The 15,028-nt window shown below is 73.8% G+C and carries 11 protein-coding genes; 2 read left to right on the forward strand and 9 right to left on the reverse strand.

Translation table 11 applies throughout. From position 1 onward, the window contains the following. Positions 1-60 precede the first annotated feature (60 nt). Positions 61-870 (forward strand): alpha/beta fold hydrolase, encoded by an 810-nt coding sequence (locus PV682_RS21365; protein WP_319732135.1) that lies wholly within the window; start codon positions 61-63, stop codon positions 868-870. Here PV682_RS21365 and PV682_RS21370 read toward each other — a convergent pair. From PV682_RS21370 to PV682_RS21395, 6 genes are all read right to left on the reverse strand, one after another. Further along, positions 860-3,661, reverse strand: a complete 2,802-nt coding sequence (locus PV682_RS21370) for a DUF5682 family protein (RefSeq protein WP_319732137.1) — start codon at positions 3,659-3,661, stop codon at positions 860-862. The genes PV682_RS21365 and PV682_RS21370 overlap by 11 nt on opposite strands. Further along, positions 3,658-4,770, reverse strand: coding sequence for an ATP-binding protein (locus PV682_RS21375; protein ID WP_319732139.1), 1,113 nt, complete (start codon positions 4,768-4,770; stop codon positions 3,658-3,660). The genes PV682_RS21370 and PV682_RS21375 overlap by 4 nt, the downstream gene beginning before the upstream one ends. 20 nt (positions 4,771-4,790) lie before the next feature. Beyond that, positions 4,791-6,170 carry a vWA domain-containing protein gene (locus tag PV682_RS21380; protein WP_319732141.1) on the reverse strand — a complete coding sequence of 460 codons (1,380 nt, stop codon included), beginning with the start codon at positions 6,168-6,170 and terminating at the stop codon, positions 4,791-4,793. Next, positions 6,167-7,789, reverse strand: coding sequence for a hypothetical protein (locus tag PV682_RS21385; RefSeq protein WP_319732143.1), 1,623 nt, complete (start codon positions 7,787-7,789; stop codon positions 6,167-6,169). Before PV682_RS21385 ends, PV682_RS21380 begins: the two co-directional genes overlap by 4 nt. Continuing rightward, positions 7,789-8,313, reverse strand: a complete 525-nt coding sequence (locus PV682_RS21390) for a hypothetical protein (protein ID WP_319732145.1) — start codon at positions 8,311-8,313, stop codon at positions 7,789-7,791. Before PV682_RS21390 ends, PV682_RS21385 begins: the two co-directional genes overlap by 1 nt. A gap of 279 nt (positions 8,314-8,592) precedes the next feature. Beyond that, a complete protein-coding gene (locus tag PV682_RS21395) occupies positions 8,593-9,201 on the reverse strand; it encodes a flavin reductase family protein (RefSeq protein WP_319732147.1) in 609 nt (202 codons plus the stop codon). 312 nt (positions 9,202-9,513) lie between these two features. Here PV682_RS21395 and PV682_RS21400 point away from each other — a divergent pair, with 312 nt between their 5' ends. Beyond that, a complete protein-coding gene (locus tag PV682_RS21400) occupies positions 9,514-12,411 on the forward strand; it encodes a C40 family peptidase (protein ID WP_319732149.1) in 2,898 nt (965 codons plus the stop codon). 100 nt (positions 12,412-12,511) lie between these two features. Here PV682_RS21400 and PV682_RS21405 read toward each other — a convergent pair whose 3' ends face one another. The 3 genes from PV682_RS21405 to PV682_RS21415 all read right to left on the reverse strand — a co-directional run bounded on the left by PV682_RS21405 (position 12,512) and on the right by PV682_RS21415 (position 14,968). Beyond that, entirely contained in the window at positions 12,512-13,084 is a 573-nt protein-coding gene (locus tag PV682_RS21405; protein WP_112474155.1) for a phosphatase PAP2 family protein, read from the reverse strand. A 214-nt stretch (positions 13,085-13,298) separates the two neighbouring features. Further along, positions 13,299-14,675, reverse strand: coding sequence for a diacylglycerol/lipid kinase family protein (locus PV682_RS21410; protein ID WP_319732153.1), 1,377 nt, complete (start codon positions 14,673-14,675; stop codon positions 13,299-13,301). A gap of 119 nt (positions 14,676-14,794) precedes the next feature. Further along, on the reverse strand, positions 14,795-14,968 hold the full coding sequence (locus PV682_RS21415; RefSeq protein ID WP_319732155.1) for a hypothetical protein: 174 nt from the start codon (positions 14,966-14,968) through the stop codon (positions 14,795-14,797). Positions 14,969-15,028: the final 60 nt, after the last annotated feature.

A 15,028-nucleotide genomic window follows, 5' to 3' on the forward strand; every position in this document is an offset into this window, starting at 1 on the left:
TACGCTGAGTACGCGTGCAGTAACTTTACGTCGAGCGACGGCACTTCACTGGGGGAGTCGATGAATTCACCCGCACGAGCAGGCACCCTCCCGGCCCCGGGGGCGACGCTCTACTACGAGGTGCGCGGCACCGAGGGCCCGCCCCTCCTCCTGCTCGCGGGCGGCAACTCGGACGCGGCGGTGTTCACGGCCCTCGCGGACGACCTGGCGAAGGACCACCGGGTCATCTCCTGCGACCCGCGCGGCAATTCACGCAGCGCCCTCACCGGCCCACCGGTGGACCAGCGGATCGAGGAGCACGGCGAGGACATCGCCCGCCTCCTCGACCACCTCGTACCGGACGAGCGCGTACGGATCTTCGGCAGCTGCTCGGGCGCGCTGGCGGCCCTGCACTTCGCGGCCCTGCACCCGAACCGCGTCGCGGCCCTGATCGTCCACGAGCCGCCCTCGCTGCGGCTGTTGCCGGACGCGGACGACTTCCTCGCCCTGGTCGACAGGGTCCGCGAGACGCTCCACGGGGAGGGCGAGGCCGCCGCGATGCGGGTGCTGGCGGACGCCCTCTTCGGCGGACGGCCGGCCCCCGACCTCCCGGAGGCGCACGACAACACGCGCTTCTTCCTCGCCCACATGCTGCACCCCTCCTCCACCCATCTCCCCGACCTCGCCGCGACCGCCCCGATCACCGGCCGCCTGTCGATCGCGGGCGGCGAGGGCTCCCGCGACCAGGGCATCCACCGCCCGGCCCTGGAACTCGCCGCGCGACTCGGCCTGGAGCTGGAGGAGTTCCCGGGCGGTCACGTCGGATACGCCCGGTATCCCCAGGAGTTCGCGGACCGGCTGAGGCCGCTCATGACGGACCTCAGCGGCTGAGCAGCACCTCCAACTCCCGTGCGGTGTCGGGGTGTCGGCCCAGCAGCGCCGCTCCCCGCACCTCCTCCGCCCGCCAGGGATCACCGCACCCGAGTAGTCCGGCCAGCGCGTCGCAGGTCGCCTGGTGGGCGGCGAGGAGCGTCGACGTCGCCGCCCGCCGCGCCGACGGCACCGCCTGCTCCTCCCGCCACGGCGGCGTCCACGCGTCCAGCGCGGGCAGCCGCGCCGGGAAGAGCCGGTCGGCCTCGCGGATGAGCAGCGGGGCGAGTTCGGCGCCGCTCGCGCGCAGGGTCGTCACCAGCGTCGGCAGCCACGGCAGCAGCACCGGGTCGGGCAGCCGCGCGAACGCGTGGGACACGGCCTCGACGACGAAGTCCGCGAGCTGCGGCACCGGTTCGAGGGCGTGCAGGAAGCCGCTGAGGTAGCGCGGGTAGGCGGGGACGACGAGCGGGCTGGACAGCAACGCGTCGCAACGCGCGGAGAGTTCGGCACGCGGGAGGGTGCCGAGGTGGGTCTGCGCCGCCCACAGCAGGGCCGTCTTCGCGGAGTCCTCGGGATGCGACTGCCCCACGGCGAGTTCGAGTTGCGTACGGTCGCAGCCCAGGGACAGCGCGAGGCTCTCCATGCTGAACAGGAAGCCCAGCATCGCGGCGACCTGCCGTACCGTCGCGTCCTCGTCGGTGAACGCGGTCGGCAGCAGCGTGCAGTAGTGGGCGTAACCGGTCTTGACGAACGACTCGATCCACGCGGGCAGCGTCGGTTCGCCGGTCCGGTAGTACGCGAGCAGGCGGCGTACCCGGCGCAGCACCTCCGGCGCGCCGTCGACGCCGCGCTCCCGGGAGAGCACCTCCAGCGCGTGCGCGCCGAGTTCGTCGGCGAGGCGGCGGCTGCGCAGGTAGAGCGTGGCGTCCTCGACGGCTTCGAGGACGGTCGCGGCGGTGGCCTGCGGGGCGTACGCGGTGCGGCGCAGCCGCTGTTCCAGGACCTGTTCGACGCTGACGCCCTCGTAGCCGAGCTCGATCAGCTCGCGCTGGTGGGTGCCGAGCGCGAGGTCCCAGGACTCCTGGATCGACTGCTCGCCGAGCGTCCGCTCCCCCATGATCGGCCGCGCGGCGCCCCGCGGGAGCAGCTTGCGCAGGATCCACAGCACGTCGGAGCAGGCGGCCAGTTCGGGCCGGCCGGCGATGTCCAGCAGGGCGCGCTGGACGCCGCGTTGCTGGAGTTTCAGGTTCAGCGGTACGAGCCTGTCGTGCACGTCGCGGGCGAGCGGCGGCAGCGCGTCGTACCCGACCTGTCCGATCCGGTCGCCGCCCATCATGATCTCGACGAGCCTGCCGACGTCCCGCCGCCCCGGCACCGCGTCCTTCTCGATGCAGGTGACGGCCGCGTCCTGGAAGTCGTACGGCGTCGGCTTGGCCCGGTCGCGCATCCCCGCGAGGAGGATCGACGTCTCGAACACGGCGATGGCGTCGGCGGTCGAGGCGAGGTACCCGTTGCGGCGCGCGGCGTGCACGATGTCGACGGACCAGCCGAGGAGTTCGGCCTCGTCGAGCCGGTCGAGGACGGGGGGCCGCTGGAGGAAGCCGGTGAGGCGGTCGGGGGCGGGGGCGGCCGAGGCGGCGGGGGAGGGCGCGGTAGCGGGCTGTACGACCGTCCCTGCGGGGTTCGTCGCCCCGGTCTTCTTCCCCCGGCCCTTCCCCGCCCCCGCCTGCCCCGCCAGCCGGTACGGCTTCACGCGGCTGCGTCTGAGGTTCTTCGCCCACTCCGTCGCCGCGATGGACACCGACCCGGACGCGAGCCCGAACTGTGCCTCGATGGCCGTGTTGCTGGACGGGATCAGGCCGTGCCGCCACTTCGTGGCGCTGGGCGGCGTGATGGTGAACGTGTCGCTGCCGGCGATCCCGAACTCGGCGACGCGGCTGGCCGCGTGGAACGCGCCGCACACGTACAGGCAGTCGGCGGGGTCGGCGCCGCTCGCCGCGAGGTGTTCGCGCATCCGCGTCCACATGTACCGCTCGCGGTCCTCGTCGATCCGGACGCGCCGGGTGTCGCCGGGGGCGAGGCGGCGGAAGAGACTGCCGATGAGGAGCATGACCTGGCGGTAGGTGTCGTGGTCGCCGTCACCGAGGGGCACTTCGACGTACTGGTGCCACCACTCGGACCAGTGCCGCACCCGCCCGTGCCGCAGGAGGTGTTCCTCCAGCTCGCCGAACCGGGGCCGCAGATCACCGATCTCGACGCCGACGGCGTCCCCGTGCAGCGCGGACTCCTCGTCGCCCGGCGCGGGTTCGGCGGCGCGCGGGGTCTCCCACTGGAAGACGTGGTCGGAGGAGCGGTCGACGAGGACGAGTTCGACGCCGGGCGTGTCGAGGGCGTAGGCGATGGCCTGGTACTCGGCGGACGCCTCGGTGATCGGGGCGACGACGGACAGGGGCGCCCAGTCGAGGGGGAAGCCCTCTATCTCGCCGGCGAACGCCTGGACGGCGACGGGGAGGCGGCAGTTGCGCAGCTCGGTGAGGAGCGGCGCCATGTCCTCGCACAACTCCAGGTAGATCACCCGGGGTTGCTTCTCGCGCAGGCGGCGGGCCATGGCGAGCGCGGAGGCCGGGGAGTGGTGGCAGACGGGGAAGATCTCCAGGGGTTCGCGTATCGCGCGGTCGACGTCGTCGACGATGCCGCGCAGGATGCCTTCGAGGGCGTCGGGGCCGTCGGCGAACGTCTGGGCGGCGTCGTCGAGTTGGGCGCGCAGCGCGTCGAAGGGGCCGTGGGGGTGCGGGGCGGGGCCGCTCATGACAGCGTCGCGATCGCCGCACGGCCGCCTTCGAGGAACTCCGGCCAGGAGCCGCCCTCTTCCTTGCCGCGCGGCTCGACGACGCCGTGCAGGTACTTGTTGAGGATCGCGAGGTCCTCGGGCGCGCGCCGGGCCAGCGAGCCGACGAGGGACGACGCCAGCGTGTGCGCGGTGAGGGCCTGCCGGCCGAAGAAGTTGCTGTGCAGGATCGCGTCCTCCAGGACGCCGATCTGCTCGGCGGTGGACAGCGCCGACTCCAGCTTCTCGTCGTCGCTCGCGGCGGCGGCCGAGGAGGCCCGCAGGTCGGCGAAGCTCTGGAGCAGGACGTCCAGCAGCGTGGGCGGGACGTCGAGTTCGATCTGGTGGCGCCTGAGGAGTTCCTCGGTGCGGAAGCGGACGATCTCCGCCTCGCTCTTCTTGTTCGTGACGACCGGGATGCGCACGAAGTTGAAGCGCCGCTTCAGCGCGGACGACAGGTCGTTGACGCCCCGGTCGCGGCTGTTGGCGGTGGCGATGACCGAGAAGCCGGGTTTCGCGAACACGATGTTGTCGCTGTCGAGTTCGGGTACGGAGATGTACTTCTCGGAGAGGATCGAGATCAGCGCGTCCTGGACGTCGCTGGTGGAGCGGGTCAGCTCCTCGACGCGGCCGATCGCGCCGGACTCCATCGCGGTCATGATCGGCGAGGGGATCATCGACTCGCGGGACTGGCCCTTGGCGATGACCTGGGAGACGTTCCACGAGTACTTGATGTGGTCCTCGGTGGTCCCGGCGGTGCCCTGGACGACGAGGGTGGAGTTGCGGCAGATCGCGGCGGCGAGGAGTTCGGCGAGCCAGCTCTTGCCGGTGCCGGGGTCGCCGATGAGCAGGAGGCCGCGGTCGGAGGCGAGGGTGACGATCGCCCGCTCGACGATGGCGCGGTCACCGAACCACTTCTGGGAGATCTCGCGGTCCAGTCCGTCGGCCCGCTCGGAGCCGAGGACGAACAGGCGGATCATCTTGGGCGACAGGCGCCAGGTGAACGGCTTGGGGCTGTCGTCGACCGACTCCAGCCAGTCCAGCTCCTCGGCGTACTTGAGTTCGGCGGGGGCGCGCAACAGGTCGGACATGTGAGGGCCTTTCTGGCTGGTCAGGTGAGGAAGTTCTTGAGCTCGTGGACGAGCTTCTTGATGTGGCCGGAGATCACCGGCGTGCCCTGGTCCTTGAACTTGTCGCGGAACCAGGGGTTGACGCTGCCGCGCCCGGAGCTGGTCACCGAGCCGACGGGGATGAACTTGACGCCGGAGCGGTGCAGGGCGGCCATGCTCGCGAAGAGGGGTTCCTGGCGCCATTCGTAGAAGTCGGAGATCCACACGACGACCGTGTTGCGGGGCTCGGCGATCTTCGGCTGGGCGAGCGCCATCGCGACCGTGCCGTCGGTGCCGCCGCCGAGCTTCGTGCGCAGCAGCGTCTCGAACGGGTCGTGCACCCACGGGGTGAGGTCGAGGGCCTGGGTGTCGTACGCGATCAGGTGGACGTCGACCTTCGGCAGTCCGGCGAAGATCGAGGCGAGGATGGTGCAGTTGACCATCGAGTCGACCATGGAGCCCGACTGGTCCACGACGACCACGAGCCGCTGCGGTGTCGTCTTGCGGGCGGTCTGCTTGTAGTAGAGGCGGTCGACGTAGAGCCGCTCCTCCTCGGGGCTGTAGTTGGTGAGGTTCTTCCAGATCGTGCGGTCGAGGTCGAGGTTGCGGAAGACGCGCTTGGGCGGGACCGAGCGGTCGATCGCGCCGACGGTCGCCTTCTCGACCTGGGTGCGCAGCACCTCGGCGACCTCGTCGACGAACCGGCGGATCAGCGCCTTGGCGTTGGCGAGGGCGACGCCGTCGAGGTTGTTCTTGTCGCGCAGGAGCTGCTCGATCAGCGACATGCTGGGGGTGAGCTGGGAGGCGAGCTTCGGGTCGGCGAGGACTTCGCGCAGGTGCATGCGGCTGACCAGGTCGGCTTCCAGCGCGCCGAGTTCGGGGCCGATCGGCGGGATGAGGCGGCTCAGGTCGGGGTCGGGGCCGCCGATGCCCGTGCCGGTCGGGCTGACGCCCCGGCGTCCCGCGCGCAGGTCGCCGGGGTTGCAGCCGAAGGCGCGCTCCAGCCAGCCGGCGTCCGCCTGCCAGCGCGCCAGCTGCCCGGCGTCGACGGCTCCGGAGCCGGTCGCGAACACGTTCAGCAGGATCTTCGACACCAGCGCCGCGCGCCGTACCTCGGCCGCCCGGTCGCGCTCCCCGTCGGGCTCGCCGGCGAGCATCAGGCCGTCGAACTCCTCGGCCAGCGCGGGGTGCCGCTGGACGACCGAGTCGACCGAGGCGCGCGGGTCGAGGAGCGCGGGCGGCAGTCCGATGTCCTCGACGACGGCGAGGCTCGCGGACTCCAGCGCGGGCCGCTCCTCGGGGTCGAAGAGCCTCGCGAGCAGCCGCCAGTACAGGACCTGCCGCCGGTTGTCGTACGCCTCTTCGGCGATCTCCGCGCTCATTTCCTCAGCAGCCTTCCCGCGCGCTCGCGCAGCACGGCCACGGCGTCGGTCGCCGCCTTCTCCGCCTTCACGCCCGCCTTGTCGGTGGTCCCCCCGGCCCACGCGCCCGCGTGCAGCGCGACGGGCTTCTTCCGTACGAGGGTCTCGACGGCCAGCGGCTGTACGGCGAACCGTCCGCCGTCCCACCGCAGCAGCCCGATGCAGGCGCCGGACGCGGCCACGGCGTCCGGGGTCAGCGGGCCCGCGACGGGGATGCGGTCGGCGTCCACCGCAAGGCGCTGACCGGCGAGGACGAACGCGCCCTCCTGGGCGGTGTAGCCCTCCAGGAGGACCGGTACGGCGAGCTGTGCGGGGTGCCGGTCCAGGGGTGCCGTCGGGGCGGTCAGCGCGGTGGGCAGGGCGACCCGCGCGGTGGTGAACGCGTCCGCCGGTTCCCCCGGGCGCGCGTGGGCGTCGTCCCACAGGAGGTCGCCCTCGCCGGTGACCGGCATCCCGTCCAGCTCCATCGCGCGGCCCTCGCCGAGCGCCGCCAGCAGCGCCATGTGCGGTCGCAGCAGTTGCCAGACGCCCGCGCCGACGACCGTGTCGGGCTTCGGCGCGGAGACGCTCGCGCGCACCAGCCGGGGCGCTCCGCCGTCGGCCGGTTCGAACACCGCGTGCACCTGGGCCTGTACGGCGGTGGCGTGCTCGTGGAGGTCGACGCCGAGCGGCAGCAGCCGTCCGGTGGCCGCCCCGGGCGGCGCGACCGGCGCGTCGGCACCGGGGACGCCGAGCAGCATCCCGCGCGCCCACAGGTCACCCCAGCGCCGTGCCGGGATCATCTCCAGGGCCGTACCCGGGCAGGAGGCGGCGAGTTCGGCGGTGAACCCGTCGAGGAGGGCGGCGAGCCTGCGCAGGGACGGTTCCGCGAGGAGCGCGGAGACGACGGGGGCGGCACCGGCGATCAGCTCGTGGTCGATGCCCTGCCAGCCGGCGCGGGCGAGGTCGGTGAGCCATGTGCGGGCGGCGGCGCGGAGGTTGGTGGTTTCCGGCGCCGGCTCGTGGGCGGGTGCCTGGGCCGCGGTGCCGGGTCCGGTGGGCGGCTCGCCGGCGGTGTCGGAGGCGGGGGTTCCGGGTGTGGCGGCTCCCTCGCCCGGTGCCTCCGCACGGGCGGGGACCTGGGCGGCGGTGCCGGTGGCGCCGTGCGCGGGGGCACTCGCCCGGTCGCCCGAGCCGGTCCGCTCCCCGGCGGTGCGGGCCTCAGCGCTCCCGCGCGAGGTGATCGCCTCCCCGTCAACGGCCGTCCACTCCACGCCAGTTGCGTCGGCGGTGCGCCCGACCGCTTCGGCGATCCGCTCCGCCAGCGCGTCGTGTGCCGCCCCCAGCAGGGCCGTCCGGGCCGCCGCGAGGGCGAGGAAGTGGTCCTCGGCGGCGGTGCCGGCGGCGGCCTTCTCGGTGGCCTCGGCGACGCGGGTGGCGAGGGGGCTGGCGGCGAGCGCGTCCGCGAGGACGGTCAGGTCGGCGGCCTGGGCGGGGCGGGGGCGCAGGAGGCCCGCCGTGAGGGCGCGGTCCAGGGCGTCGACGGCGGCCAGGGCCTCGGCCAGGCCCTCGACCGGTTCGGTCAGGGTGTCGGCTCGCATCAGGCGGCCTCCGCCCGGGTCGGCGGGAACCACTGCATCTCCGGCAAGGGGGCGGTGGCGGGGGCGAGTTCGAGGTAGGCGAGGTGGCGCAGGAAGCGGCTGAACACGGCCGCGGCGGCCTTGGCCGGGTCCGGCGCGGGGTTCGTGCCGGTCATGACGGCGGTCAGCGCGCCCGCGTCGGCGGCGCCGTCGGCGTCCACGCGCAGGTAGCGGGCGACGCGCTCAGCGCCGTACTGGAGCACCGCTTCGGTGACCAGCGCGCGGATGTGGTTGCAGAACGAGCCCCGCGCGCCGCCGCAGGGGCGGTTGTTGTTGGTGCTGCACCCGTACGCGTACGTCCCCGCCGCGATCGACGAGACGTAGACCCGGCCGATGTCCGAGCCGCTGGAGACGACGCCCTGGAGGCGGCCGTCGGCCAGTTCGACGAAGGGGACCTTGGCGAGTTTGCGGGGCCGGGCGGGCGCGAGCACCCGCGCGGTGCTCGACCGCTCCCATTCCGGGGCATTCTCCGAATCCGACGACACATCAGCTCCTTCGCAGCACAAGGGATGTCTTCCGCCAGACCGGCGTGACATCGATCAAGCTATCGGCCGCCACTGACAACGCCCCCCGGATCGGGGGGCGTCGCAGGTCAGGAGCTTGTGCGGAGGTCAGCCGCGGGTTCGCGGACAGGGCCGAGTCCTTCGGCCGGAACGAGTGTCAGGAGCCGTCCGCGAGGTCACGGGTCGTCATGAGGTGATCCTGTCGGAGGAGTCGGCCCTCGGAGGGCACCTCGGAGGGCCGGCTCGGAGGCCACCTCTGCGTCAGTTCTTCGGCCGGTCCCGGTAGGCGACGCGCGACAGTTCGCGGATCTCGCCCAGCAGGCCCCACTCGTCGCGGCCGAGTCGGGCCAGGGGGCGCAGTCGGCGGATGTCCGGGTGGCCGTCGACCAGCACGGAGTCGTCGATCGCGGCATGGACGACCTCGCCCAGCACGAGGGTGGAGTTGCCGATGCCGAGGGTCGTGTGGAGGCGGCACTCCAGGGCGACCGGGGAGGCCGCGACCCGGGGCGGTTTGACCTTGAGGGACGGCTCCTGCCCGATGCCGACCGCCTCGAACTCGCCCTCCCCGGACGGGAAGTCGGTCGCGGTCTCGTTGATCTGCCCGAAGAGCGGTTCCGGGGCGAGGTTCACGACGAACTCGCGGGTCGCCTCGACGTTGCGGAGGGTGTCCTTGCGGCCCACGGAGGTGAACTGGATCACCGGCGGGTCGGTGGAGGCAACGCTGAAGAACGAGTGCGGGGCCAGGTTGGCCGTCGCGCCGTCGGCCGTCAGGGTCGAGACCCAGGCGATCGGCCGGGGGACGACGACGGCGGTGAGCAGCCGGTAGAAGGCCGCGGTGCCCAGGGAGCCGGGCGAGTAGTCGACACGCATGACAGCAAGTTGTATCCCGCAAGCATCGGGAAGCACGCATCCTGTTCCCCAAGAGTCGGCAACTCACTCCCCACGTGGGGGTGTTACCGCCGGTCACACGCCTGAAAGAGACGAAGGTCACGACTACGTATCGGACATTTAACGCTTCAATCTTCACGCCAGCCACACAAGTTGGCTAAGTTGACCGCCGGGCCGCACGACCGACTCCGGCGAACCGCCGGGCCGCGCGGCCTCCGCCGAATCCGGGGCGACCCGGCGGGGCGGGGCCGGCCGTCTCGGCGGCAGGCTGTGCACGGAAGGAGTGCGTCCTCCATGGCGACGGACCGAGGCCAGGGCCCCGCGGGTGCCGGACAACGCTCCGACTCCTCCCGTCTCGAGGACGGCCCCGCGCCCAGCAGGTCCGAGATCCAACAGGCCGTCACCTCGCTCTACAACCGCGCCGAGACCGACAGCGGCACCTTCAACGCGACCCGCGCGATGTCGCTGCGCAGCGGTCGCGGCAGCGGTTCGGGGGCGCCTCGCGGGGGCGCGCGCAGGCCCTCGGCGCCCGAGCCGGACGCGGTCGCCCGGCAGCTCTTCGACGTCGCCCGCAACTCGCTCGGCCCGACCATCCCCGCCGTCCTCCCGCGCGATCGCGCGAGCGGCCGTCCAGGGCGCCCCGGGAAGTCGGACGGCATGCCGACCATCCAGGAGCTCGAAGCGGCCCTGGAGCGCAAGCAGGAGCTCGCCGCGGGCCGTTCGGCGCCCGCGCTCCCGCCGGGCCAGTCCGGGCAGGGCGCCCCCGCGCTCCCCCCGGCCGCCGCCACCGCGCTCCCGCCGTCCCCCCTCGCCGCCCTGCCCCCGGCCCCCGCGACCGCCCAGATGCCCGGCGTCGCGGCCACCGGCCCGATCCCGGTCGTCCCGTCCGCCTTCGCCGAGACGGCGGTCCTGCCGCCCGTGCCGATGTCTTCCGACCCGACGGCCACGGGCCAGATCCCGACGCTCTCCCCGGCCATGGCCCAGACAGCCGTCATGTCGCCCGACCCGACGGCGACCGGGCAGATCCCCATGGTCTCCCCGGGCATGGCGCAGACGGCCGTGATGGCGCCCCTCGCCGCGCAGATGTCCCCGGACCCCACGGCCACCGGGCAGATACCGGTCATGCCGTCGCCCACCGCACAGATGCCGGCCTCGCCGACGGCCACCGGGCCGATTCCCGTCGTACAGATGTCGCCCGATCCGACCGCCACCGGGCGGGTTCCGGTCGTGCAAGCGCCCGACGCCCGTCCCCCGGCGGAGAGTTGGGACTCCGGCTCGCTGCCGATGTACAACCCCGCCGACCCGACACGTGACACCGGCGCCCTCCCTTCCGTCCCGTCGTGGGACACCGGCACGTTCCCCGCGTACGCCTCCCCGGCCGCTCAGCCCGGTGGCGCGTTCCCGGCCACGGCCGCCACGCAGTCCGCGCCCGCAACCGCCGCCGGGAACACCGGCCCCCTCCCGATGTACAACCCCGCGGAGGCCGCCCGGGACACGGGCGCGTTCCCGTCGGTTCCGACGTGGGAGACCGGCGCCTTCGCCGCGTACGACCCGTCCGGTACGTCGACCTGGCAGACCCAGCAGGCGCAGGCCGCCGGCGAACCCGCTCTGACCTCGACGGTCATGTCACCGTCGGCACCGGCCGCCGAACCGGCGTACGCGTCGGCCGTGATGGCACCCCCGGCGCCCGAACCGGCCCTGACGTCAACGGTGATGAACCCGCCGTCCGCCGAACCCGCGTTCACGTCAACGGTGATGACCCCCTCCGCCGCGCCCGCTGAACCGGCGTACGCGTCAGCCGGTACGGCACCGGCCGAGTCGGGCTTCACGTCGACGGTCATGTCGCCGCCCGCGCCCGAACAGGGCTTCACCTCAACGGTGATGAGCCCCTCGGCGGCTGCCGAACCGGCGTTCACGTCGACCGTGATGACGCCGTCCGCCGGGCCCGCCGCTGAACCGGCGTACGCGTCAACGGTGATGGCGCCCCCTGCCGCCTCGACCGTCATGTCCCCACCGTCCGCTGCGGCTCCCGCTCCCGCCGAACCGGCGTACACCGCGACCGTCATGGCACCGCCCTCCGCCGCGGCGACCCCCGCGTACGCCGCGCCCGAACCCGGCCTCACCGCAACGCTGATGGCACCCCCGGCGGCCCAGCCGACGGCAACCACCGCGCCCGCCGCGCCTGTTGACCCCGGGTTCACCGCCACGCTGATGGCACCGCAGGCTTCGCCCGCACCCTCCGCGATGCCCCAGGCGCCTGCCGACCCGGCGTACACCTCGACCCTGATGGCACCGCCCTCCGCGGGGGCGCCTGTGGCTCCGATGCCGCAGCAGATGCCGGCGCAGACCATGGCCGCACAAGGCATCCCCGCCCAGCCCGTCCCCATGCAGCCCGCGCAGGCGATGCCGCCGCAGGCACCGGCCATGCAGGCATCCCCTGGCGCGCCGATGGCGGGCCCGCAGATGGCGACCGCCGACCTCGGATTCACCGCTGCCACCATGGCGGCGCAGACGACAACGGCATCCGCGCCCACGCAGCCCGCCCCGGCCATGCAGCCACCCGCCGCCCCCACGGCACCCCAGCAGCCCCTCGCTGCCCAGCCCCCGCAGGCACCCGCCGCCCCCACCGCACCCCAGCCCATGGCCGCCCCGGCCATGCAGGCACCCGCCGCGCCCATCGCGCCCGCTGCCGGTCAGCCCGCGCCCGCGCAGGCTCCCGCCGCCCCCACCTCCGCATACGCCGCGCCCGCCCCCGCCACGGCCGCCGCTCCCGTGGCACAGCCCGCCGCCGCTCCGCTCCCCCCGCAGGCCCCGGCCGCCGCGGCCTCCCCCACCGCCAAGGCCGAGAAAGCCGTCGCCTTCGCGCGGGCGCAGATCGGCAAGCCCTGTGTGTGGGGCGCGAAGGGGCCGGGTTCCTACGACAACGCGGGGCTCACGCAGGCCGCGTGGACGGCGGCGGGGGTCCCGTTGCCGAGGACGGCGGCCGAACAGGCGCAGGCCGGTACGGCAGTCGACGTCGCCACGCTGCAACCCGGCGACCTGGTCTTCTTCTTCGACGGCCTGAGCCACACCGGTGTTTACACGGGTAACGGCATGATGATCCACGCACCGGGGCCCGGCGCGTTCATCCGCGAGGAGTCGATCGCGCACGCAGGCGCGTCGGCGCTGCGGGGGGCGATCCGTCCCGCGTGAGGCTCACGCGAAGGCGATGAACAACTCGGGGGAGGGTGCCCCCCTCCCCCGTCCCACCCCTCCGACCGTGCCCCCCGCGCGCGGGGGGACTACCCCCAGGTCACTTCTGCCGCGCGCCCGCGACCGCGAGGACGGTCGCCGCGGCTCCGGTCCCCAGGACCGCCCCGGCGATGACGTCTCCCGGATAGTGCACCCCGGTGTGCACGCGCGAGTACCCGACGGCGCAGGCCAGCAGTCCCAGCGGGAGGGTCGTCGCGGGCAGTGCGGTGCTCACGGCGGCGGCGAAGGCGACGGCCGACGCGGTGTGCCCAGACGGGAAGGACGCCGAGTCCGGCATGGGGACGTGCCGTCCGGGGAACGGCGAGTCCTCCGCGCGGTGCGGGCGGGGACGGCGTACGAGCTTCTTGCCCGCGAGGTTGGCGGTGGCCGAGGCGACCCCGACGGCCGCGACCCCGAGCAGCGCGGCCCGGCGGGTCTTGCCGGGCCGCAGGGCCAGCAGGGCCGCCGCCGCGAACGAGATCTTCGAGTGGTTGGCGGCCGTGGACAGCCGGCGCAGCGCGGTGTCCAGGGTGGGCGTCTTGGTGACGGTCACCGCCTCGTAGAGGGCTTGGTCGAGGGCGGCGAGGTCGCGCACCAGGCTGATGCCGTCGAGACGGCTGCGGGGGTCGGGCATGGTCGTTTCTCCGGACGGCGGTTTCGGGGCCGGGACGCAACGCGCGGGCGCGCGCCGGGGCCAGGACAGGGAGGAAGGTCTCCGGGAGGCGGGAAGGGACAGTGCGCGCGCGGGGGACAGCGTTGCCGCCGCCCGCGCGCACGCGTACCCGACGATGGCACCGACCGGGCGAGAAGCCGCCTCGACCCGGCGCGCACGCGTACCCGGCTCTCCCTCAGTCATCCCCCTCCCCCGCGTCCACCTGCGGCCGGTCCAGCGCGAGGCGTACGATCCTGCGCCAGTCGACGTTCGGCGGGGAGTACGTCGCGCCGGGTCTGCGGCGCGGTACGCGTACGCGCAGGGCGCCCTGGCGGAGGGTGCAGACGACGGGGACCGGCATGACGAGGGCCTCGCCGTCGATGGCGACGGGGATGTGGGAGCGGTCGGCGGAGACCTCGACGCGGGACGACTTCGTGGAGGTGATGCCGCCCGCGCGTTCGCCGCGCAGGACGACCTCCGCGGCCTGGGCGGCGCCCTCGACCTTGATGCCGATGACGCCGAGGTTGCCGGAGTCGAGGCGGGGGCGCCGGCCGCCGCCGAAGGGGTCCGCGCGCGCGTAGGGGTTGTTGCTGACGAGGACGGCTTGCGGCGCGTGCAGGCGGGTGCCGTCGGCGTGGACGCCGAGGGTCGCCCCGGCCTCGCCCATGAGCAGGTCGGGCAGGAGGTCGAGCGCGGTGAACGCCTTGGCGTCGCGGTACTCGGGGCTCTGGACTATCTCCGCGTACGCGCCGAAGGAGACCGTGTTGACGAACGCGCGCCCGTCGACGTCCCCGAGGTCGACGCGGAACTCGACGCCGTCGGTGAGGGCTTCGAGGGAGGTGACGGGGTCGGTGCGGTCGAGCCCGAGGTCCATGGCGAAGTGGTTGCGCGTACCGGCGGCGATGACGAGGAACGGCACGTCGTGCTCGGCGGCGACGGCGGCCACCAGCGCCTGCGTGCCGTCACCGCCCGCGACGCCGAGCAGGTCGGCGCCCTCGGCGAGCGCGCGCCGGGCCTCGGCCTCGGGGTCGGTGGTGCCGTCGGGGGCGATGAGGATCACGCGGGCGCCGAGGGCCTCGGCGCGGCGGACGAGGTCGAAGCGTTCGACCTTCCCGCCCCCGGAGCGGGGGTTCATGATGAACACCGGCCGGCTGGGCGGCGGGGTCTTGCGCCCGCGCCTGCGGCGTTTGGCGTGCGGCTGGCGGACGCTGCGCAGGGCGGAGCGCGCGCTGGCGAGGGCGGCGGTCCACAGGGCGATGGCGCAGACGGCGATGACCCACAGTCCGGACGAGGCGTAGAGGACGAGGACGCCGATCGGCACGAGGACCGCCAGGAGCGCTCCCAGGAGCCTGGTCCAGCCCCGGTGCGCCAGGGCCCACCACAGGCCCGCTCCGGCCAGCGAGAGGCCCGCCACGCCGCTCAGGAGGACGAGCCAGCCGTCCGACCCGGCGCCCGCGACGACGGTGAAGACCGCGCAGGCGGCGAGGAGGAGCGCGAGCCGGGCCCAGTCGCGTGCGCGCCGGGCGTCGAAGTCCCGCGCGAAGGCGCTCTTACGCGCGCGTGTGTCGTTCACCGTGTGCCCGCCATGCTGTGTGCTCCCCCTGGGGTCCCGAGCCTCGTTGCCATGATCGTGATTACCACATCGTGGCGTACCACGGCGGTCAGCAACGGTACCCGGGACCCGTAACGGGCTCAGCGGGCGGGCGAGTTGGTGCGCGCCTGTTGTCTGCGGGCGTTGTTGTACACGCGCATGAGGTGTTTCGAGACGGCGCAGGGCACCGTGTCGAAGTGGCACTGGCGGCAGGTGCGCGCGTGTTCCTCGTAGGCGGCGCGGGCCTGCTGGAGCGCGTCCTCGGGAAGGGGCATGACGGTCCTCCGACGGGATGGGGTGGGGGGTGAGCCGGACACCGCGGTGTTCGTAAGGTT

It is taken from the genome of Streptomyces niveiscabiei (assembly GCF_033794345.1).
GTDB classification, from domain to species: domain Bacteria; phylum Actinomycetota; class Actinomycetes; order Streptomycetales; family Streptomycetaceae; genus Streptomyces; species Streptomyces niveiscabiei.

Coding starts and splice junctions, on each gene's coding strand:
- PV682_RS21415 (WP_319732155.1), bottom strand. CDS start 14,968: ATGCCCCTTCCCGAGGACGCGCTCCAGCAGGCCCGCGCCGCCTACGAG.
- PV682_RS21395 (WP_319732147.1), bottom strand. CDS start 9,201: ATGCGTGTCGACTACTCGCCCGGCTCCCTGGGCACCGCGGCCTTCTAC.
- PV682_RS21400 (WP_319732149.1), top strand. CDS start 9,514: ATGGCGACGGACCGAGGCCAGGGCCCCGCGGGTGCCGGACAACGCTCC.
- PV682_RS21370 (WP_319732137.1), bottom strand. CDS start 3,661: ATGAGCGGCCCCGCCCCGCACCCCCACGGCCCCTTCGACGCGCTGCGC.
- PV682_RS21385 (WP_319732143.1), bottom strand. CDS start 7,789: ATGCGAGCCGACACCCTGACCGAACCGGTCGAGGGCCTGGCCGAGGCC.
- PV682_RS21380 (WP_319732141.1), bottom strand. CDS start 6,170: ATGAGCGCGGAGATCGCCGAAGAGGCGTACGACAACCGGCGGCAGGTC.
- PV682_RS21375 (WP_319732139.1), bottom strand. CDS start 4,770: ATGTCCGACCTGTTGCGCGCCCCCGCCGAACTCAAGTACGCCGAGGAG.
- PV682_RS21405 (WP_112474155.1), bottom strand. CDS start 13,084: ATGCCCGACCCCCGCAGCCGTCTCGACGGCATCAGCCTGGTGCGCGAC.
- PV682_RS21365 (WP_319732135.1), top strand. CDS start 61: ATGAATTCACCCGCACGAGCAGGCACCCTCCCGGCCCCGGGGGCGACG.